The organism is Vibrio sp. 10N.222.54.E6, assembly GCF_041473955.1.
GTDB classification, from domain to species: Bacteria; Pseudomonadota; Gammaproteobacteria; order Enterobacterales; family Vibrionaceae; genus Vibrio; species Vibrio tasmaniensis_A.
Genome location: NZ_JBFRTD010000020.1, coordinates 1 through 22220 on the forward strand (window position 1 = coordinate 1; position 22220 = coordinate 22220).

Consider the following 22220-nt stretch of genomic DNA (forward strand, 5'->3'; position numbering starts at 1 on the left):
AGTCTCTCCGACCGCACCATCATTGAATAGAACCCAGCTTTTTAGCTGGGTTTTGTTTTATCTGGAATATGTAAATCTGCAAGCCAAGTCACCAAGTATTCTCTCCTATAACCTCACTTTTACTACGATTTTATTAGACAATGTCTGCTCCATTTCCTAACTGAGTATGACTGCCTATGAAAACCCTCCCTTTAACGATCGGTTGCTACACAGATTCTCCAAGTAATAGCCAAGGTGTATATCAAACTCAGTTAGATCTAGAAACGGGAACGCTGTTGCCTTTAGAGCTTATAGCGGCCTGTACAAATCCTTCGTTTGTCACCACGACAAAGCTAGGGATCTATACAGCTTCTGAAGTTGACCAAAAGATGCAACCGCAACTGATTCATATACCGAATTCTGATTCAACAATAGCGTCAAATACTAGACTAATTTCAGGAGATCACCCTTGTCATATCACGGTAGATCCCCACAATAAGTTTGCTATTACATCGCAATATTCATCAGGGGCATTCGATATCTTTAGTTTAAGTATCAATGGCAATATCGATAAACGGCTCAAAACACTCAAAATGGTTGGTTCTGGACCTAATGCAGAAAGACAAACAGGCCCACATGCACATCAAAGCCTTTTCCTAAAGAACTCTCCGCAGTTTGTCACCGTCGATCTCGGAGCCGATCGAATCAACTTCTATTGCTTTGACGAAGAGCAAGAAGAGTTCCTTGATGAACCAATGCAATCTATCAAAGTGCGGGCAGGGAATGGACCTCGTCACTTAATCTTTAACCAAGCCGAAGATAGAGCCTATGTGGTGTGTGAGCTCTCTGAAACGATATTGATTTTGGAAAAGTCTTTAGGGGTGTGGAGTATTGTGGAAGAGGTTGATGCATTAGCAAATATGGATAAAGGAGAAGCAGCGGCTGCAATTAAGCTATCGCCAGATGAGCAATTCCTTTATGTGTCTTGCCGACATCAATCCAGAATCAGTTGTTTTAGAATAGACTCCGTCACTCAAAAGCTCATTTTTATGGATAGTTACGATGTTGAAGGCAAGTTCCCTCGCGACTTTCATATCACTAATGACGGACAATGGCTTATCGCCGCAAACCAGCATTCCAACAACCTCACATCATTCAAACGAGATATTGAAGATGGCTCCCTCACCTATACTGGATGCTCTTTAGCCATTGATGCACCTGTTTGTGTGACGCAATAGCACTAAGCACTATCATGAAATCAAAAAAGGAGAGCCTCAGCTCTCCTTCTTTTATAACTAGATAACTTGGAGTAACCAATCACAACCCTAAAGCGTACTTAAGCACCTGTGATTTAATCGGCCCTGAGTTTTCTGCTAGCTTTAGTGCTGCATTTCGCACAAACTTAAGTGGGCCAATGTCATTGCTAAACGTTTTGTAGAAAAAGTCCATGCCACTTTGCATCATTAGATTGTCACCTCTTCTGATCACTTCATAGCGTCTCGCCACAGATTGATTCAATTCGCCTTTCTCTTGGGTGATATCCAATAGTGCTGCCACATCTTTAAAACCCAAGTTAACACCCTGCCCTGCTAGAGGGTTAATCGTATGTGCAGAGTCCCCGACTAAAATACAGTTATTCCTTGAGTATGATTGAGCATGACGTCGTGTCAGAGGAAAAGAACCCGAGTTCAAAACTTTGATATCACCTAACTCTTTAGGAAAGTGAGTAAGTACTTCATTACGTAGTTTTTCAGGGGGCATTGCTGACAATTGCTTAATACGCAGTGGAGAATCATACCAAACTAACGAGCCCTGCCCGACTTCTTGATCGTCAGAGACTAGAGAACACAAAGGCAAAAATGAACGAGGACCACTTGGTAAAAATTGCTGCCAAGTAATATCTTGCTGAGGCTGTTCTGTTTCTACGTTGATAAGCATGCAGTGCTGTCGGTAATCCCAAGCCGTAATACCAATCCCTGCTTGCTGACGGACGGCTGAATTTGCGCCATCAGCGCCAACCACCCACTTCGCGGACAACTGAGTACCCGACTGAAGCTTGACTATATTGGTCTCACCAAACTCAATCTCATCGAGCTTTTCTGGGCATAACAGTTCGAGATTGTCGTAGGCATCAAACTGAGCCCATAAACCCAATTGGATTAATCGATTCTCAACGATATAGCCCAAACGAGGAAGGTCCAGTGATGCTGCATCAAACCGAGTACGACACTCTGGATGTTCCCAAGTTTCCAATCGCTTGTAAGAACAGACGCGCATCGCTGCAATACTTTGCCATGCACCAAGATCTTCAAGCAAATCGACCGATGCTTGAGAAATCGCTGACACACGAATGTCCATCGCTTGCGACTCATCAAAAGCTTGTGGGGCAAAACCTTCGATCACCGCAACACTCAGACCTTGCTTTGCAAAACCGATTGCTGTTGCTGCACCAACCATGCCGCCACCGACGACTACAATATCGTAACTGTTCATATTTTGTACTTATCAGTTTGATTCTTTGACTGTTTTTGATTGTACTTTTTCATAACGAACTTGTAACCAAAAACCTTATTCGAAAGAAGGGTTATCCCTTATGGCATATGGCGTTAACGATAATAAAAACCACTACATAAGAGATTTGTTCAGACTACTAGTCAGTCGGTTTTGAAACCAGTACAATACGCCGCTTGCCGCTAGAGCCTGTCATAAAATTGAATACCGAATTATGACGAACGGAGCTAGCGGATGAATAATGGGCGATTTGCTCCCTTAAATTAAACTAACGATCGAGCGAACATATAATGAGTAAGAAACTGCTAATTAAAACTTGGGGCTGTCAGATGAATGAATATGATTCATCAAAAATGGCCGACCTGCTTAACGCTGCAAATGGCTATGAGCTAACTGAAGTACCTGAGGAAGCAGACGTACTACTATTGAATACTTGTTCTATCCGCGAAAAAGCGCAAGAAAAAGTATTCCACCAGCTTGGTCGTTGGAAAACGCTTAAAGATAAAAAAGAAGGTGTGGTGATCGGTGTGGGTGGCTGTGTAGCGACTCAAGAAGGTGATCACATTCGTCAACGTGCACCTTATGTAGACGTTATCTTTGGCCCACAAACATTACACCGTTTACCAGAGATGATTAAGTCATCACTGTCTAACGAAAAGCCAGTAATGGACATCTCTTTCCCAGAGATCGAAAAGTTCGATAACCTGCCAGAGCCAAAAGCAGACGGCGCAACAGCCTACGTTTCTATCATGGAAGGTTGTTCTAAGTACTGTACTTACTGCGTTGTTCCATATACTCGTGGCGAAGAAGTTAGTCGTCCAATGGATGATGTGCTATTCGAAGTTGCACAACTTGCAGAGCAAGGCGTACGTGAAGTAAACCTGCTAGGCCAAAACGTAAACGCATTCCGAGGCCCTACTCACGAAGGTGACATCTGCACATTTGCAGAGCTCCTTCGCCTAGTTGCGTCTATCGACGGTATCGACCGTATTCGTTTCACAACAAGCCACCCGCTTGAGTTTGGTGACGACATCATTGAAGTTTACAAAGATACCCCTGAACTAGTGAGCTTCCTTCACCTACCAGTACAAAGTGGTAGTGACCGTATTCTTACGATGATGAAGCGTCCACATACGGCTATCGAGTACAAATCTATTATCCGTAAACTGCGTAAAGCTCGTCCTGACATTCAAATCAGCTCTGACTTTATTGTTGGTTTCCCTGGTGAGTCTAAGCAAGACTTCCAAGATACAATGAAGCTAATTAAAGAAGTTGATTTCGATATGAGCTTCAGCTTTGTTTTCTCTCCACGTCCAGGTACGCCAGCGGCAGATTACCCATGTGATGTACCAGCACAAGAGAAAAAAGATCGTCTGTACGAACTGCAACAAACAGTAAACACACAAGCTATGCGTTTCTCTCGTCTAATGCTAGGTACAGAGCAGCGTATTCTTGTTGAAGGTCCATCAAGAAAGAATCTCATGGAACTGCGTGGCCGTACTGAAAACAGCCGTGTTGTGAACTTCGAAGGTTCTGCAGACCTAATCGGTCAGTTTGTAGATGTGAAGATCACTGAGGTTTACACTAACTCACTACGTGGTGAGCTAGTTCGCACAGAAAAAGACATGGGTCTACGCGTTGTAATGACTCCAGCAGAAATGATGGAAAAAACAAAACGTGAAGACGAGCTAGGTGTAGCGACATTTACGCCATAGGCAATACAACTGTTTGAGCACAAAGCGCAAACACAAAGCTTGAAATTACCTAACTAAGTGACCATCTTAGAAATAGGGATATCACCATCAAAAGCCCGGTCTAAATCGGGCTTTTTGCTCTTTTTTATATTTAAGAGTGAGTGGCACAAAATGAGAGGCTAATTTGAGCAATAAAATCGTTACCTTAGAGATAAATCTAGAGCCAGCAGATAACAAGCGCTTGGCAAGTTTATGCGGACCATTTGACGACAACATCAAGCATCTTGAGCGTCGTCTGGGCGTTGAGATTAATTACCGTAGCAACTTTTTCACGATTGTCGGTAAGCCTCACACTACAGCCGCAGCTTTAGACATCATCAAACACCTCTATGTTGAAACGGCTCCAGTTAAAGGCAACATAATCGATATCGAACCGGAGCAAGTGCATCTGGCGGTCACTGAGTCTGGTATTTTGGAGCAACACGTCGAGTCTGAAATCGACTACGGCAAAGAAGTGACCATTAAGACTAAAAAAGGCGTTATCAAACCTCGCACGCCAAACCAAGCACAATATCTAATGAACATGGTCACTCATGACATCACTTTTGGTATTGGACCTGCTGGTACTGGTAAAACGTACTTAGCTGTTGCGGCTGCGGTTGATGCACTTGAACGTCAAGAAGTTCGTCGAATCCTACTGACTCGTCCTGCTGTTGAAGCTGGTGAGAAGCTTGGTTTCCTACCGGGTGATTTAAGCCAAAAAGTAGACCCCTATTTGCGTCCGCTTTACGATGCACTGTTTGAAATGCTTGGCTTTGAGCGAGTTGAGAAGCTGATTGAACGTAACGTGATTGAAGTTGCTCCACTGGCTTACATGCGTGGTCGTACATTGAATGATGCGTTTATCATTCTTGATGAGAGCCAAAACACCACGGTAGAGCAGATGAAAATGTTCTTAACCCGTATCGGTTTTAACTCTCGCGCTGTGATCACAGGTGATATTACACAAATCGATTTACCTCGTGGTGCAAAATCAGGCCTACGTCATGCAACTGAAGTGCTCAGTGAAGTGGATGATATTAGCTTTAACTTCTTCATGTCTGAAGACGTCGTTCGTCACCCTGTGGTTGCTCGTATCGTTAATGCGTACGAGAAGTGGGAAGCCAAAGACCAAAAAGAGCGTAAAGAGTTTGAGGCTCGCAAACGAGAAGAACGAGAAGCCAAACTTCTTGAGGCTCAGCAAGCTGTTACGACACAATTAGCAACACAAAATAGTTCTGTCATTGCAGAGCAAGGTGATAAATAGATGTCTATTGAACTAGACCTGCAATTAGCAGTCGAAAATGAGCAAGGTCTTCCAACTGAGCAAGATATTCAACTTTGGTTAGACAAGACAATTCCTCAGTTTCAAGAGAGTGCCGAGTTGACGGTTCGTATTGTTGATACACAAGAAAGCCACCAGCTCAATCATGACTATCGTGGAAAAGATAAGCCAACTAACGTGCTGTCTTTCCCATTTGAAGCACCACCAGGAGTGGAATTAGATCTACTGGGTGACCTCATTATTTGCCGCCAAGTTGTCGAAAAAGAAGCAGAAGAGCAAAGTAAGCCTCTGCTAGCACACTGGGCTCATATGGTTGTACATGGCAGTCTGCATCTGCTAGGTTATGATCATATCGAAGATGATGAAGCTGAAGAGATGGAGTCACTCGAAACAGAAATCATGCAAACTATGGGGTTTGAAGACCCGTATATTCTAGAAAAGTAAATCGATTCTAGTAAAGTAGGTTGCAGAGAAACAATAACTCATCGAACCTGTGATTTTCGCAGGAATCTGAGTTGTAACGTGTGCTATCACACTTCTGATAGCGTTATTTTTTGAGAAATCATGAACGAAGGTAACCCCCCCACTTCTGAGGGAAGTAAAAAATCTGAAGGTCCGAGTAGAAAGTCCTTCTTTGAACGCCTAGGCCAACTATTTCAAGGTGAAGTTAAAGATCGCCAAGAGCTCGTAGATGTAATCCGCGACTCAGAAATTAATGACCTAATTGACCACGACACGCGCGACATGCTCGAGGGTGTAATGGAAATTTCAGAGATGCGAGTACGCGACATCATGCTGCCTCGCTCTCAAATGGTTACAGTTGAACGCACCGATGATTTAGATACATTGATTGCGCTTATTACTGATGCTCAACACTCTCGCTACCCAGTGATCAGTGAAGATAAAGACCATGTTGAAGGCATTCTATTAGCGAAGGACCTACTTAAGTATTTGGGTTCAGAAAGTGCCCCATTTGATATCGAACAAGTGATTCGCCCTGTCGTGGTTGTTCCTGAAAGTAAGCGTGTTGATCGCCTACTCAAAGAGTTCCAAGAAGAGCGCTACCACATGTCTATCGTTGTCGATGAGTTTGGCGGAGTTTCTGGCCTGGTAACCATTGAAGATATCCTCGAAGAAATCGTTGGTGAAATTGAAGACGAGTTCGACGATGAAGAAGAGCTAGATATTCGTAAGCTGAGTAAGCATACTTTCTCTGTTAAAGCTTTAACCACTATTGAAGAGTTCAACGATACGTTTGGAACTGCCTTTAGTGACGATGAAGTGGATACGGTAGGCGGCATGGTTATGACAGCACTCGGTCACCTGCCGGTTCGTGGCGAAATTGTAGAGATTGAAAACTACCATTTCAAAATAACATCAGCAGATAACCGTCGTGTGATTCAGTTACAGGTAACCATTCCTGACGAACAGCCTCTTCCTACTATCGAAGAATAACAACTTCTCTCTAAAGAGATAACAGAAATTAGATGACTAAGACCTTTATTCATCGCCTATTACGGCCGCTAGCGGCCGTTTTTGTTGGCGCTATAACCACCCTTTCATTCGCTCCATACTCTATATGGCCTCTTGCTATTCTCAGCCCAGCTTTGTTGCTGTTACTGATCCACAACCGTTCTCCTAAAAGTGCGCTTTGGATTGGCTACGGATGGGGTTTAGGCCAATTCGCAACAGGTATCAGCTGGGTATACGTCAGCATCGATCATTTTGGCGGCATGCCACTGGCAGCCAACCTGTTTTTGATGGCTTTGCTCATTGGCTACCTAGCGGTTTATTCAGGCCTATTTACCTGGAGCTTAAACAAGTACTTCCCTGCTAATAACCTAAGCCGCTTTTTCCTCGCAGCTCCTGCATTGTGGTTAATCAGTGATTGGCTACGTGGCTGGGTAATGACGGGCTTTCCTTGGCTTTGGCTTGGCTACAGCCAAATCGATTCTCCACTAGGCTCGTTTGCACCGATTGGCGGTGTCGAGTTAATTACTCTGGCAGTCATTGTCTCTGCATCTGCACTCGCTTATATGGTTATCAATAAAGCATGGAGTGTTGGCATCATCCCTGCGATCGTATTCAGTGCAGGTTTTGGCATTCGAAATATCGATTGGGTGACACCGAACCCTGAAAAAACAACCTCAGTGGTATTGATTCAAGGCAATGTAGATCAAGACAGTAAATGGCTACCAAGCCACCGCTGGCCTACGATGATGAAGTACACAGATCTAAGTAGAGAAAACTGGGATGCCGATATCATCATTTGGCCTGAAGCCGCTATTCCAGCATTCGAAGTTGAAATTCCATCTTTCTTACGTAACTTAGATAGCGCAGCGAAGATGAACAACAGCTCAATCATCACTGGCGTACTCAATCAGTCTGAAGATAAGAAGTACTACAACAGCGTTCTTTCTCTAGGTGTCAATCCATACGGTGAATACAGCTACGATCCAGACGAACGCTACCATAAACATCACCTATTGCCATTTGGTGAGTTTGTGCCGTTTGAAAATATCTTGCGCCCATTGGCACCGTTCTTCAACTTGCCGATGTCATCATTTAGCCGTGGCGATTTTGTTCAACCAAACATCGTGGCAAATGGCCGTCACTTAGCACCTGCGTTGTGTTATGAGATCGTCTTTAATGATCAAGTTAGACAAAGCGTGACTGATGAGACGGACTTTATTTTAACGCTCTCTAACGATGCGTGGTTTGGTCGTTCGATTGGTCCACTGCAACATATGGAAATCGCACAGATGCGTGCTCTGGAGCTTGGTAAGCCAGTTATTCGCTCGACCAACAATGGTGTGACGGCAGTAACCGATTACAAAGGCAACATCATCAAGCAAATACCTCAGTTTGAAACGGCCGTATTAAAAGCTGAACTCATTTCAACGGATGGTCAAACGCCTTATCACACAGTTGGTACTTGGCCACTGTACATCTGGGCGATGCTCAGCTTGGCGATGGGTTGGCTAATAAGAAAGCCAAAGAGCTAGATTCGAAGAAAAGTGATTAGAGGGTTGACTGGTTGGGTCAACCCTTTTTGATTGCTGCGGTTTAACATTGATATCGCTATAGTTCAGAAGTTTACGGTTTAAGGGCTTTACGACTAAACCCTTTAGAACCACATTTAATGCATGGAATGATATTGGTTGGGTGGTTATATTCGGTTTGATGGCCACACTCGTCACATACCAAGGTGCCTAACCCAATGACTTCACCCGCTTGATATAAGCCCTGATGTTCAAGATCTTGGAACAACTCAACCCATTCCACCTTAGTACGATCAGTAATATCCAACAGCCCTTGCCAAATAGAGTCTGCAATCATTAAATAAAACGGACCACTTTTGCTCTCTTCATAGCTTTCGGAAAACTCTTTTAAATCCGATTTTACGTAAGCGGAAATCAACGACAGCTCGTCTTTGGTCATGTCGTTGGCTGCTTTCGCATACTTACCTGACGTTTCTATTTTGTTGTTAAGCTCTTCAGGACTATGCTTCAGCGTTTCTATCACCTCTTCGACGACTTCTTCATAGAGTGCTTTTTTCTTCGGCATAACAACCTCCTTAAGATAACCAACCTTGAAACGAGCAAACGGATGCGCCGCAATGCACTCCCGCTCACAAACAAATGCAATTCATACTCTTAAGTATAGTTGCCCTGCGAAATTCAGTGAAAATTACACAATCTACTAGGCAGCAACTGCAAGTATGAAGGGTATAACTATTGTTGTACTCAGCTCCTTTAGGTATTCTATGACGATCTGTAAGATTCTGTTCTAACCGAACTCACAAATTCCAAGATAACCGGATACCATCGATGCAAGAACAATATAACCCGCAAGAGATTGAACAAAAGGTTCAACAACACTGGGATAACAGCGAAACTTTCGTTGTAAGTGAAGACCCAAACAAAGAAAAATTCTACTGTCTTTCTATGTTCCCTTACCCAAGTGGCCGACTGCACATGGGTCACGTGCGTAACTACACCATCGGTGATGTGGTATCTCGTTTCCAACGTCTACAAGGCAAAAACGTAATGCAACCAATTGGTTGGGATGCATTCGGCCTACCTGCAGAAAACGCAGCTGTAAAAAACAACACAGCGCCTGCTCCGTGGACTTACGAAAACATCGAATACATGAAAAACCAGCTTAAACTTTTAGGCTTTGGTTACGACTGGAAACGTGAATTCGCAACGTGTACGCCTGAGTACTACCGTTGGGAGCAAGAGTTCTTCACTAAACTTTACGAACAAGGCCTAGTTTACAAGAAGACTTCTTCTGTTAACTGGTGTCCAAACGACCAAACTGTACTGGCAAACGAGCAAGTAGAAGACGGTTGCTGCTGGCGTTGTGATACTCCGGTAGAACAAAAGAAAATCCCACAGTGGTTCATTAAAATCACTGAGTACGCTCAAGAGCTACTAGACGATCTAGACAACCTTGAAGGTTGGCCTGAAATGGTTAAGACCATGCAGCGCAACTGGATCGGCCGCTCTGAAGGTGTTGAGCTATCTTTCGCTGTTAACGGTGAAGAAGCGCCATTAGAAGTGTACACAACACGTCCTGATACACTAATGGGTGTTTCTTATGTTGGTATCGCTGCAGGTCACCCACTTGCAGAGAAAGCATCAAAGAACAATCCTGAGCTTGCAGCATTCGTTGAAGAGTGTCGTAACACCAAAGTGGCTGAAGCAGAACTAGCAACGATGGAAAAGAAAGGTATGGATACTGGCCTAACGGCTATCCACCCTCTTAACGGTCGTGTTGTTCCTGTATACGTAGCAAACTTCGTTCTTATGGATTACGGCACAGGTGCGGTAATGGCGGTTCCTGCTCACGACCAACGTGACTACGAATTCGCAACTAAGTACGGCATCGATATCATCCCAGTGATCAAACCTGAAGATGGTTCTGATCTAGACGTGTCTGAAGCGGCTTACACTGAGAAAGGTGTACTGTTCGATTCTGGTGGATTCGATGGTCTTGCATTCCAAGAAGCATTCGATGCAATCGCTGCGAAGCTTGAAGCTGAAGGCAAAGGTAAGAAAACAGTAAACTTCCGTCTACGTGACTGGGGCGTTTCTCGTCAACGTTACTGGGGTGCTCCAATCCCAATGGTAACCACTGAAGACGGTGAAGTTCACCCAGTACCTGCAGACCAACTGCCAGTCATTCTTCCAGAAGACGTGGTAATGGATGGCGTTACTAGCCCAATCAAAGCTGACAAATCTTGGGCTGAAACAACATTCAATGGCGAACCTGCGCTACGTGAAACTGATACGTTCGATACGTTCATGGAATCATCATGGTACTACGCACGTTACTGTTCACCACAAGCTGATGACATTCTAGATCCAGAGAAAGCTAACTACTGGCTGCCAGTTGACCAATACGTTGGTGGTATTGAGCACGCTTGTATGCACCTGCTTTACTCTCGTTTCTTCCACAAGCTTCTACGTGATGCGGGTTACGTGACATCTGACGAACCATTCAAGCAACTTCTATGTCAAGGTATGGTTCTAGCTGACGCGTTCTACCACACCAACGAGAAAGGCACTAAAGAGTGGATTGCTCCAACTGACGTGACTATCGACCGTGACGCGAAAGGCCGCATTGAAAAAGCTGTCGACAACCAAGGCCGCAACGTTGAGCACTCAGGCATGATCAAAATGTCTAAGTCTAAGAACAACGGTATCGACCCACAAGAGATGGTAGACAAGTACGGCGCTGATACAGTACGCCTATTCATGATGTTTGCATCGCCTGCAGACATGACGCTTGAGTGGCAAGAGTCTGGCGTTGAAGGGGCAAACCGTTTCCTTAAGCGTGTTTGGAAACTGGTTCACGCTCACTCTTCTAAAGGTGCAGCTGAAACTGTGGATGCTTCTGCTCTATCTGGTGGCCAGAAAGCACTTCGTCGTGATATCCACAAAACTATCGCGAAAGTAACGGACGATATCGGCCGTCGCCAAACGTTCAACACAGCAATCGCTGCAATCATGGAGCTGATGAACAAGCTAGCGAAAGCGCCTCAAGAGTCTGTACAAGATCGTGCAATTCTTGATGAAGCACTAAAAGCAGTTGTACGTATGCTTTACCCTATGACGCCACACATCTCTTACGAAATGTGGATTGCATTGGGTGAATCAAACGTAGACTCAGCAACATGGCCAACTTTCGATGAGAAAGCGCTAGTTGAAGACGAGAAGACTATCGTTGTAATGATCAACGGTAAGCTACGAGCAAAACTAACGGTTGCTGCTGACGCGACAGAAGAGCAAGTTCGTGAGCTTGGTCTAAATGATGAGAACGCTAAGAAGTTCCTAGATGGGTTAACTATCCGTAAAGTTATCTTCGTACCTGGTAAGCTTCTAAACATCGTTGCTAACTAATTTCGTTAGCACAGTGCAATTACTGAAGAATTAACGAACTTAATTCATCAAAAGCAGTCTGTAGACAGGGTAACTAATAGCCCTGTCTACTTATTTAAACGCTTTAGACTTGAGCCTAACAACTCAAGCGAACTAAAGCCTTTTAATAAGTATTCTACCTTCATGAGAGCCATCAAATAATGCGCCTGAATTCACTATCTTCATTGAAAGTTACTATTGTTGTTCTAACCGTTAGCCTACTGAGCGCCTGTGGTTTTCACCTGCGCGGTGATTACTCTGTGCCAGAAGAGCTCAACAAGATCTCTGTGACCAGTTACGACCAATACAGTACGTTTACACGCATGATGAGAAGCCAGTTGCGTATGAATAATGTGGAAATCGTGCCACCTGCTGAGAACACACCTAACCTTCACATCATTAGCGAAGGCGTCGGTGAGCGTACCCTGTCTCTTTACCAAAACACTCTAGCGGCAGAAAAAGAACTGACGCTTAATGCTTCATATCGTGTGACGATACCAGAGCTAGGCGACAAAACCTTCTCAACTAGCGTAACTCGAAGCTATTTAGATAACCCACTAACAGCGCTCGCAAAATCGGTTGAACGTGACATGATTGAAGATGAGATGCGCAAGTTGGCAACAAGCCAAATCCTTCGTCAAATGGCTCGATTGAAAGCAAATATTGCAGCCGACAGTATGGATCTACAAGCTCTAGAGAACGTTCAAGTGAAAGAGCTTGAGAAACAATACAACATCAAGAACATCGAAATTGACGACGTTGAGATCGACGCAAGTGCAGTACCTGATGCTGAGCCTAGCGTAACGGTTGAGCAATAGGTTTATTTAATGCGTATTTTTGCTGATCGTTTATCTGAGCAACTTGCTAAGCAGTTAAGTAACGTTTACCTAATTTTTGGTAACGAACCTTTACTGCTGCAGGAAAGCCGTGAAGCGATTCAAAAGACAGCCAAAGAGCAAGGCTTTGAAGAACGCCACCGCTTTGCTATTGATAGCAGTCTCGACTGGAATCAAGTCTACGACTGCACTCAAGCATTGAGCCTATTCTCTAGTCGTCAGCTCATCGAACTTGAATTGCCAGAGTCCGGGGTCAATGCCGCAATAGCAAAAGAGCTGCTCGCACTTTCAGAGCATATTCATAGCGACATCTTGTTGATCTTGGTGGGCACCAAGCTCACTAAGGCTCAAGAAAGCGCTAAGTGGTTTAAAGCACTCTCGAATCAAGGCCACTGGATCAGCTGCCTAACCCCAGACGTTAGCCGCTTACCTCAGTTTGTCCAAACACGCTGTCGTCAGATCGGCTTATCTCCGGATCCTGAAGCGATACAAATGTTGGCGCAATGGCATGAGGGTAATCTATTTGCGCTCACCCAAAGCCTAGAAAAACTGGCTCTCCAATACCCAGATGGAAAGCTCACATTAGTACGTTTAGAAGAATCGCTGAGTCGACACAACCATTTTACGCCATTCCATTGGAGTGATGCGTTATTAGCAGGCAAAGGCAACCGTGCACAGCGAATCCTGCGTCAGTTAGAAGCCGAAGGTGTCGAACCCGTTATCTTATTGCGCAGCATACAACGTGAGCTTGCTCTGCTATTACAAATGCAGCAACAAATGAAGCAGATGCCAATCGCGCAGGTATTTGAAAAGCACCGTATCTGGCAATCCAAAAAACCTCTTTATAACGCCGCGCTAACAAGAGTTTCGATATCTCAATTACACTCCCTGTTTGCGCTACTCACTCAAGTAGAATTGATGACAAAAACACAATATGAACAGTCGCCTTGGCCACTAATTCATCAGTTAAGCGTAGAGTTTTGTATCCCTTCAGCTTCAATCCCATTTCACGCATAAAAGCGTGGTATATTCTAGGGTCAACAGACCCTAAAAAGCTAAACTCAGATTAAAGGAACACCCCGTGTTACGTGAAGAACTAAAAGATTTTCTTGCAGACAAAGCCGACGACATGAAAGCAGAATCGATTGTGACTATCGATGTAGAAGGCAAATCAAGTGTTACTGACTACATGATTGTTTGTACTGGTACATCTAAGCGCCATGTTGCCTCTATTGCACAGCACGTTGCTGATGAAGTGCGCAAGGCTGGCATGAATCCCCTTGGCATGGACGGCCAAAAAGAAGGTGAATGGGTTGTTCTAGACATGGGCACAAGCATGCTTCACGTTATGCAAGAAGAGCATCGTGAGCTGTACCAACTAGAAAAACTTTGGGGCTAAGCTTTGAAGATCCAGTTAATCGCAGTTGGTACAAAAATGCCAAAGTGGGTTGAAGAAGGCTTTAAAGAATATAAACGCCGCTTCCCTCATGATATGCCATTAGAACTCATTGAAATCACTGCGGGAAAACGCGGGAAAAATGCCGATATTGCACGTATTCTTCAAAAAGAAGGCGAAGCAATGTTAGCTGCAGTTCCAAAAGGTAACCGCATTGTCACACTCGATATCCCAGGTAAAAAGTGGGATACGCCTCAACTCGCAGAGCAATTGGAAAGTTGGAAGCTGGATGGCCGTGACGTTTCTATCCTTATTGGCGGGCCCGAAGGATTAGCACCAGCATGTAAAGCGGCAGCAGACCAAAGCTGGTCTCTATCAGCACTTACTCTCCCTCACCCATTAGTACGCGTTATCATGGCTGAAAGCTTATATCGAGCTTGGAGCGTCACTGCTAACCACCCTTATCATCGAGAATAAGCGTTAATGTTACGTAAACGTAGCCAAATTCGTGATTACAAAGCAGAAGCACGACTATTTACTAGTCGTGCTTTTGTTGCGTTTGCAGGGATTATAGTGATGATGAGCTTGCTGGTTGTGAACCTTTACAACATCCAAGTTAATCAATATCAGGACTATAAAACCCGCTCCAACGACAACCGCATCAAGGTCGTTCCAATCGCACCCAATCGTGGTTTAATTTACGACCGCAACGGTGTACTTCTTGCAGAAAACCGGCCTGTTTTTAATCTGGAGATCACCCCAGAAAAAGTCAAAAACATGGAAGATACGCTTGTTCGTTTACAAGCGTTAATCGACATACCACCGGAGCGTATCGAACGTTTTAATCGTGATCGTCGTAATTCACGTCGCTTCAAATCAGTACCTATTCTTAATCAGCTTACCGAAGAACAAGTGGCGGTCTTTTCTGTAAATCAACATAAGTTCCCAGGCGTTGAAGTGACAGGGACGCTAAAACGTTTCTACCCTTATGGTGATGTGTTAACTCACGTGATTGGCTACGTATCTCGCATCAACGACCGTGATATGCAGCGCTTGGTTCGTGAAGAGAAAGACGCCAATTACCAAGCCACCCGCGATATCGGTAAACTCGGCATTGAGCGCTATTACGAAGACATGCTACACGGCACCGCTGGCTATCAAGAAGTCGAAGTAAACAGCCGTGGACGAGTGATCCGCACTCTTAAATTTGTACCTTCGGCTCCGGGGAAAGATATCGTGCTCAACTTGGATATCAAACTTCAGCTATACGTGCATAAACTGCTTGATGGACGTCGTGGTTCAGCCGTGGTTCTCGACCCGAAAGACAATGGCGTATTAGCCATGGTTTCCAGCCCAAGCTACGACCCAAATGCCTTTGTGCATGGTATTTCCTCGAAAGGTTATAATGCCCTGCTTCAAGACAAAGACCGACCTTTAGTTAACCGTGCAACGCTAGGAATTTATCCGCCAGCATCGACGATCAAACCCTTCATTGCCGTCGCAGCTCTGCAAGAAGGCGTAATTACTCCGAACACGACGCGTAATGACCCGGGCTATTGGAAGATTCCAAACTCAAAAACGAAGCCGTTCCGCGACTGGTTACGTTGGGGACACGGTGTCGTTGACATAGAGAAAGCCATTGAAGAATCGGTTGATACCTTCTTCTACCAAATTTCATTTGATTTAGGCATCGATCGCTTATCTAAATGGATGATGTTATTCGGTTTTGGTGATTACACTGGCATCGACATTTACGAAGAAAGCAAAGCGAATATGCCCACTCGCGAATGGAAAATGGCCAGACACCGTGTACCTTGGTATCAAGGTGACACCATCCCTGTCGGTATTGGCCAGGGCTACTGGACAGCAACACCAATGCAGATTGCAAAAGCGACTTCAGTATTGGTCAATGAAGGAGAGGTAACCGCTCCCCATTTACTACGCGCGACAATTGAGAACGGTCAACCGTTCGATGAACAAACGATATCTGAAATCGAAACGTACCCTCCGGTAACTGGTGTTAAGCAGAGATACTGGGATATCGCGCAAGAAGGCATGAGATTGGTAAACCACGGAAAGAAAGGCACAGCAAGACGCTCATTCCAAAAAATGTCTTATCAAACTGCTGGTAAATCAGGTACTGCACAAGTCTTCGGTCTAAAAGAAGATGAAGAATACAACGCAGATGAAATCGCAGAACATTTACGCGATCATGCCCTCTTCACCGGTTATGCGCCTTTTGAAAATCCTGAAGCGGTCGTAACTATCGTTTTGGAGAATGCCGGTGGTGGTTCATCAAATGGTGGCCCAGTTGTAAGAAGAATTTTAGACCATATTATTCTTGCAGAAGATTATGAAAGTGAGCCAATAAAATAATGAAACTTGATCCTTCAACTGGACGAAATAGAGCCCTATTTGAACGGCTGCATATCGACCTGCCGCTATTGCTTGGCATTCTGGTTTTAATGGGCTTTGCCCTATTGATTATGTACAGCGCAAGCGGACAGAGCCTTGCGATGATGGATCGCCAAGCGATGCGTATGGTGCTGTCTTTAGGTGTGATGATCTTTTTAGCGCAAATCTCGCCTCGTACTTATGAGACCTTGGCTCCACTACTGTTTGCGGGCGGCGTTATTCTACTACTCGGAGTGTTGTTCTTTGGCGAGGCCTCTAAAGGTGCACAGCGCTGGTTAAACTTCGGCTTTATTCGATTCCAACCCTCTGAACTATTGAAGCTTGCAGTACCTTTGATGCTGGCTCGATTTATTGGTAAGCGCTCGCTGCCACCCACTTTCCAAACTTTAGCTATCTCATTAGTGATGGTGTTTGTACCGACAATCCTTATCGCTAAACAGCCCGATTTAGGCACATCGATACTCATCGCAGCATCCGGTATCTTCGTGATATTCCTGGCAGGTATTAGTTGGAAGATCATTGCCAGTGCCGCGATTGCACTGGGTGGGTTTATTCCAATCTTATGGTTCTTCTTGATGCGTGAATATCAAAAAGTTCGTGTAAGAACCCTTTTTGACCCTGAATCAGATCCATTAGGCGCGGGCTATCACATCATCCAAAGTAAGATTGCAATTGGCTCAGGTGGTATATCAGGAAAAGGTTGGCTGCAAGGTACCCAATCTCAACTAGAGTTCATTCCAGAGCGCCATACCGACTTTATTTTTGCGGTCATCGCCGAAGAGTGGGGCATGATTGGTATTTTGTTTTTGCTCGCTATCTACCTGTTCATTATTGGCCGTGGCTTAGTGCTTGCAAGCCAAGCTCAAACAGCATTTGGTCGAATGATGGGCGGCAGTATCGTACTGAGTTTCTTCGTCTATATTTTCGTAAACATTGGTATGGTAAGCGGCATTCTACCTGTGGTGGGTGTCCCTCTACCTCTGGTCAGCTATGGCGGTACCTCTATGGTTACCCTTATGGCCGGTTTCGGTATTTTAATGTCAATCCATACACACAGAAAAGCATTCTCAAAGGCGACCTAATTGATGTCTGTTAAAGTAACTCCTATAAAAACATCTTTGGTTAATGAGCTGCCAATAAAAAAACTAGTATCTATAGTGAGCCTAGCCGTTGTTATAAACGGTTGTTCTTCGACAGAACCAACAGGACGCTACGATATAGATTCAGACATTGCACCAGACGCACCGATCTCAGTAGAGCATCTCGAGGATGCTCACCCTCAGTATGAACCTTATAGTTTAGGTGGTAACACGGATTACACTTTGCGTGGCGAAGACTACAAGATCGTAAAGAAGACAGAAGGGTTTACTGAGAAAGGCAAAGCCTCTTGGTACGGTAAGAAATTTCATGGTCATTTAACGTCGAATGGCGAGATCTACGACATGTATTCGATGTCTGCGGCACACAAAACATTGCCGATTCCGAGCTATGTAAAAGTGACGAATACCGACAATGACAAAACGACGATTGTGCGCATCAATGACCGAGGCCCATTTCATGAAGGGCGAATCATTGACCTTAGTTATGCCGCGGCATACAAACTCGATGTATTGAGAACAGGCACGGCAAATATTGAGATAGAAGTCATCACTTTGGCTATGCCAACCGACGCAAATAAAAAGGCGGCTTTACCTCAATTTATTATTCAAGTAGCCACTTCCCCACATGAAGATAGAACCGAGAAGTTAGCCAAAGATCTAGGCGAAAAGTTAGCTGTAGCAACGTTCTTGCAGCCAAATGATGATAACTACCGCCTGATGCTTGGCCCATTTCATGACTATGCTCTGACTCAAGAAAAATTAGAACAAGTTAAGCTAATGGGTTACCCGTCAGCTTATATAAAAAAACACACGCTAACTCGCTAATTTATCTAACAGTTACTTCTGGTAATCAGCGCTCTGGTGTGACAGAGTGATTCTGTTAATATATGAATAGTTCACCTAATAATTGCATTCAAAATGATTAAATCTAATAAACTTGTTAAATCGATTTTTGCTACTTCAGTTGCACTTTCTGCAACGATAGCAACATCGTCATTCGCCGCTCCTATTATTGTTCCTGACGCTCCTCAAATCGCTGCTAAGGGATTTGTTCTGATGGATTACCATTCAGGCAAAGTACTCGCAGAGAAAGAGATGAACACTCAACTTTCTCCAGCAAGTTTAACCAAGATGATGACGAGCTACGTAGTCGGCCAAGAGCTAGAGCGCGGCAACATCAACCTAAACGACGATGTTGTTATCAGTGAAAATGCTTGGGCTAAAAACTTCCCTGATTCATCTAAGATGTTCATTGAAGTGGGTACAACCGTTAAAGTTGAAGAGCTGAACCGCGGTATCATTATTCAATCAGGTAACGATGCTTGTGTTGCGATGGCTGAACATATTGCTGGCTCTGAAGATGCATTTGTTGACTTAATGAACGCATGGGCGAGCTCTATCGGAATGAAAGACACGCACTTTGCTAACGTACACGGTCTAGACAACCCTAACCTTTACTCAACGCCTTACGATATGGCGCTACTAGGTCAGGCGCTGATTCGCGATGTTCCTGATGAGTACCGCATCTACTCACAAAAGAAATTCACTTACAACGGCATCACCCAGTACAACCGCAACGGTCTGTTATGGGATAAGAGCATGAACGTTGATGGCATTAAAACGGGCCACACAAGCAATGCAGGTTACAGCCTAGTAAGCTCAGCAACCGAAGGTAAAATGCGCCTAGTTGCTGTTGTTATGGGCACCAAGAATGCTAACGCTCGTAAAACAGAAAGCAAAAAACTGCTTAGCTACGGTTTCCGCTTCTTCGAAACAGTGGCACCACACACCGCTGGAGAAACCTTCGTAGAAGAGAAGATCTGGATGGGTAGCAAGGACACGGTTGCACTAGGTGTCGACGAAGATACGTTCGTTACTCTGCCTCGTGGCCAAGCTAAGAACCTGAAGGCAAGCTTCGTTCTTGAGAAAGAGCTAGAAGCACCAATCAGCAAAGGCGACGTTGTGGGTAAACTATTCTACCAAGTCGACGGTGAAGACGTTGCTGAATACCCACTACTTGCACTTGAAGATGTAGACCAAGGCAGCCTATTTAGCCGCCTGTGGGATTACCTAGTACTGCTGTTTAAAGGTTTGTTCTAAATCAGCCAACGGTTTGTTCTACACAAAACCTAAGCTTGCTGTATAGCTAACCTAATGAGTAGGTTCATGATTTTCTCATTAGCGAAACAAAAGCCGCCATGTGCGGCTTTTGTTGATCTTGAGTTCGGTGATATTTACACGTAATATTCCGCATTATTACTCGTGTCTGTTGACCGAACACGCTTTTTATCGACATTTCGCCAATTTGCGAGAGTCTAGCCTTTTGGAGCTAATCATGAACATCAATTCTGATGCAAAACTAAAAGACCTCTTAGAGTTCCCTTGTTCATTCACTTACAAAGTTATGGGCTACGCTAAGCCAGAACTTACTGAACTAGTGCTAGAAGTGATCCAGCGTCATGCTCCTGGTGACTACAGCCCAACTCTAAAACCGAGTGCGAAAGGTAACTACCACTCTGTTTCTATCAATATTACTGCGACTTCAATTGAGCAAGTAGAAACGCTATATAAAGAACTGGGCGAAATCGAAATCGTTCGTATGGTTCTGTAACTTTCGATTACGCATGAAAAACAGCGGCTTATTGCCGCTGTTTTTGTTTGAAACCCTCGCTCCCCTTACAAAGCATTCAACTTAATTTTCAATAAATACAAAGAAAGTTGAAAAACCTTGCTGTCCGTCTGTAGTTAGAAACCTGTTTCGCGTTTATAATGCGCTCACTTTATTAATCCTTGAGGAAGTGCCGCTTTGCAAAATAAGCTAATCGTAAAAAAATTAGGTCGTCAGGATTACGAACCTGTATGGAAAGCCATGCATAAGTTCACAGACGAACGCACGGATGAAGACGTAGACCAAATTTGGTTGGTTGAACACAACCCAGTTTTCACTCAAGGACAAGCAGGTAAAGCTGAGCATGTATTAAATGCTGGTGATATCCCTGTGATACAAAGCGATCGCGGTGGCCAAGTGACGTACCACGGGCCCGGTCAGTTAGTCGCTTACTTCCTGATAAACATCCGCCGCAAGAAATTCGGAGTGCGTGATTTGGTTACTCATATTGAGAACCTCGTAATCAATACTCTGAAAGCTTACAATATAGATTCAACTGCCCGACCTGACGCTCCTGGTGTTTATGTCGATGGCAAGAAAATCTGTTCACTCGGATTACGAATTCGACGCGGCTGCTCGTTCCACGGGCTAGCACTCAACGTCGATATGGACTTGTCTCCATTCCAACGTATTAACCCATGTGGTTACCAAGGGATGGAAATGGCGCAAGTAAGCCAACTCGGCGGTCCAAGTGAACTAGAAAACGTTGAGCAACAGTTAATACAAGAGCTCGTAGAACTACTCGGCTATGACCAAGTAGACATTCAAGCCACCAGTAACATTACAGCAGAAGCATAAAATCATGAGCAAACCAATCCAAATGGAAAAAGGCGTTAAATATCGTGACGCTGACAAAATGGCATTAATTCCCGTAAAGAATATGCCTGCTGAACAGAAAGAAGTTTTACGTAAGCCTGCATGGATGAAGATTAAACTTCCTTCAGACAGCCATCGTATTCAAGAAATCAAATCTGCAATGCGCAAAAACAACCTGCACTCAGTTTGTGAAGAAGCGTCTTGCCCTAACCTAGCTGAGTGTTTTAACCACGGCACGGCAACGTTTATGATTCTTGGCGCTATCTGTACTCGTCGCTGCCCGTTCTGTGATGTTGCCCATGGTCGACCAAATGCTCCAGAAGCCGAAGAGCCGAAGAAACTGGCTAAGACGATTAAAGACATGAAACTGAAGTACGTTGTAATCACTTCAGTGGACCGCGATGACTTACGTGATGGCGGTGCTCAACACTTTGCTGATTGTAACCGTGAAATTCGCGAGCAAAACCCAAACATTCGTATCGAAACACTGGTTCCGGACTTCCGTGGTCGTATGGACGTTGCGCTTGAACTAATGAAAGACAATCCACCAGATGTTTTCAACCACAACCTAGAGACGGCGCCGCGTCTATACCGTAAAGCGCGTCCAGGTGCGAACTACAAGTGGTCTCTTGATCTGTTAAGAAAATTCAAAGAGCAGCATCCAAACATCCCAACCAAATCAGGTGTGATGATGGGCCTTGGTGAGACGAAAGAAGAGATCGTTCAAGTATTGAAAGATCTTCGTGAACATGGCGTAACAATGCTGACACTAGGCCAGTACCTAGCACCAAGCCGTCACCACTTGCCAGTTGAACGCTACGTGCCGCCTTCTGAGTTTGATGAGTTGAAAGAGATTGCTCTAGAGCTAGGCTTCACTCACGCAGCATGTGGTCCGTTTGTACGTTCTTCTTACCATGCAGACTTGCAAGCACAAGGTATGGAAATTAAGTAATCACGATTGCTTAACGAACAATACAAAGGCGCTGAATTTTATGTTCAGCGCCTTTTTTGTATCGAACAAGCTTGTTCGATACAAAAACAACAAAGCCACTCATT

At 44.5% G+C, this 22220-nt stretch carries 20 protein-coding genes; 18 read left to right on the top strand and 2 right to left on the bottom strand.

Features of this window, described 5'->3' with window-relative positions; all coding sequences use genetic code 11:
• Nucleotides 1-176: 176 nt before the first annotated feature.
• Nucleotides 177-1217, top strand: coding sequence for a lactonase family protein (locus AB4513_RS12690; protein ID WP_009848486.1), 1041 nt, complete (start codon nt 177-179; stop codon nt 1215-1217).
• 79 nt (nt 1218-1296) lie between these two features.
• Here the strand turns inward: AB4513_RS12690 and AB4513_RS12695 are convergent, their stop codons facing one another.
• A complete protein-coding gene (locus AB4513_RS12695; protein ID WP_102258201.1) occupies nt 1297-2472 on the bottom strand; it encodes a 2-octaprenyl-3-methyl-6-methoxy-1,4-benzoquinol hydroxylase in 1176 nt (391 codons plus the stop codon).
• A gap of 308 nt (nt 2473-2780) precedes the next feature.
• Here AB4513_RS12695 and miaB point away from each other — a divergent pair, with 308 nt between their 5' ends.
• The 5 genes from miaB to lnt all read left to right on the top strand — a co-directional run bounded on the left by miaB (nt 2781) and on the right by lnt (nt 8513).
• Nucleotides 2781-4205: a tRNA (N6-isopentenyl adenosine(37)-C2)-methylthiotransferase MiaB gene (miaB, locus tag AB4513_RS12700; RefSeq protein ID WP_009848484.1), complete on the top strand. Its 1425-nt coding sequence runs from the start codon at nt 2781-2783 to the stop codon at nt 4203-4205.
• Between the two features lie 163 nt (nt 4206-4368).
• Nucleotides 4369-5490: a PhoH family protein gene (locus tag AB4513_RS12705; protein WP_009848483.1), complete on the top strand. Its 1122-nt coding sequence runs from the start codon at nt 4369-4371 to the stop codon at nt 5488-5490.
• Nucleotides 5491-5952, top strand: coding sequence for an rRNA maturation RNase YbeY (gene ybeY, locus AB4513_RS12710; RefSeq protein WP_009848482.1), 462 nt, complete (start codon nt 5491-5493; stop codon nt 5950-5952).
• A 120-nt stretch (nt 5953-6072) separates the two neighbouring features.
• The gene (gene corC, locus AB4513_RS12715) at nt 6073-6963 is read left to right on the top strand and encodes a CNNM family magnesium/cobalt transport protein CorC (RefSeq protein WP_009848481.1); all 891 of its coding nucleotides are present in this window, start codon (nt 6073-6075) and stop codon (nt 6961-6963) included.
• A gap of 32 nt (nt 6964-6995) precedes the next feature.
• The gene (gene lnt / locus AB4513_RS12720) at nt 6996-8513 is read left to right on the top strand and encodes an apolipoprotein N-acyltransferase (RefSeq protein WP_009848480.1); all 1518 of its coding nucleotides are present in this window, start codon (nt 6996-6998) and stop codon (nt 8511-8513) included.
• 91 nt (nt 8514-8604) lie between these two features.
• Here the strand turns inward: lnt and AB4513_RS12725 are convergent, their stop codons facing one another.
• The gene (locus AB4513_RS12725; RefSeq protein WP_009848479.1) at nt 8605-9075 is read right to left on the bottom strand and encodes a zinc ribbon-containing protein; all 471 of its coding nucleotides are present in this window, start codon (nt 9073-9075) and stop codon (nt 8605-8607) included.
• A 263-nt stretch (nt 9076-9338) separates the two neighbouring features.
• Here AB4513_RS12725 and leuS point away from each other — a divergent pair, with 263 nt between their 5' ends.
• From leuS to lipA, 12 genes are all read left to right on the top strand, one after another.
• On the top strand, nt 9339-11915 hold the full coding sequence (gene leuS / locus AB4513_RS12730; protein WP_102258202.1) for a leucine--tRNA ligase: 2577 nt from the start codon (nt 9339-9341) through the stop codon (nt 11913-11915).
• A gap of 179 nt (nt 11916-12094) precedes the next feature.
• A complete protein-coding gene (lptE, locus tag AB4513_RS12735; RefSeq protein WP_009848477.1) occupies nt 12095-12751 on the top strand; it encodes an LPS assembly lipoprotein LptE in 657 nt (218 codons plus the stop codon).
• A gap of 9 nt (nt 12752-12760) precedes the next feature.
• Complete coding sequence (holA, locus tag AB4513_RS12740) at nt 12761-13786, top strand: DNA polymerase III subunit delta (RefSeq protein WP_009848476.1); 1026 nt, start codon at nt 12761-12763, stop codon at nt 13784-13786.
• A gap of 64 nt (nt 13787-13850) precedes the next feature.
• A complete protein-coding gene (gene rsfS / locus AB4513_RS12745; protein ID WP_009848475.1) occupies nt 13851-14168 on the top strand; it encodes a ribosome silencing factor in 318 nt (105 codons plus the stop codon).
• Nucleotides 14169-14171: 3 nt separating this feature from the next.
• Complete coding sequence (gene rlmH, locus AB4513_RS12750; protein ID WP_009848474.1) at nt 14172-14642, top strand: 23S rRNA (pseudouridine(1915)-N(3))-methyltransferase RlmH; 471 nt, start codon at nt 14172-14174, stop codon at nt 14640-14642.
• Nucleotides 14643-14648: 6 nt separating this feature from the next.
• Complete coding sequence (mrdA, locus tag AB4513_RS12755) at nt 14649-16541, top strand: penicillin-binding protein 2 (protein WP_009848473.1); 1893 nt, start codon at nt 14649-14651, stop codon at nt 16539-16541.
• On the top strand, nt 16541-17662 hold the full coding sequence (rodA, locus tag AB4513_RS12760; protein ID WP_009848472.1) for a rod shape-determining protein RodA: 1122 nt from the start codon (nt 16541-16543) through the stop codon (nt 17660-17662). Before mrdA ends, rodA begins: the two co-directional genes overlap by 1 nt.
• A 3-nt stretch (nt 17663-17665) precedes the next feature.
• Complete coding sequence (locus tag AB4513_RS12765) at nt 17666-18505, top strand: septal ring lytic transglycosylase RlpA family protein (RefSeq protein WP_102258203.1); 840 nt, start codon at nt 17666-17668, stop codon at nt 18503-18505.
• A 93-nt stretch (nt 18506-18598) separates the two neighbouring features.
• Nucleotides 18599-19780, top strand: a complete 1182-nt coding sequence (locus AB4513_RS12770; protein ID WP_012603373.1) for a serine hydrolase — start codon at nt 18599-18601, stop codon at nt 19778-19780.
• Nucleotides 19781-20012: 232 nt separating this feature from the next.
• Nucleotides 20013-20291: a DUF493 family protein YbeD gene (ybeD, locus tag AB4513_RS12775; RefSeq protein WP_029223108.1), complete on the top strand. Its 279-nt coding sequence runs from the start codon at nt 20013-20015 to the stop codon at nt 20289-20291.
• Nucleotides 20292-20486: 195 nt separating this feature from the next.
• Nucleotides 20487-21146, top strand: a complete 660-nt coding sequence (lipB, locus tag AB4513_RS12780) for a lipoyl(octanoyl) transferase LipB (RefSeq protein WP_012603371.1) — start codon at nt 20487-20489, stop codon at nt 21144-21146.
• 4 nt (nt 21147-21150) lie between these two features.
• Nucleotides 21151-22116, top strand: a complete 966-nt coding sequence (gene lipA, locus AB4513_RS12785) for a lipoyl synthase (RefSeq protein WP_009848385.1) — start codon at nt 21151-21153, stop codon at nt 22114-22116.
• The last annotated feature ends 104 nt before the right edge of the window (nt 22117-22220 follow it).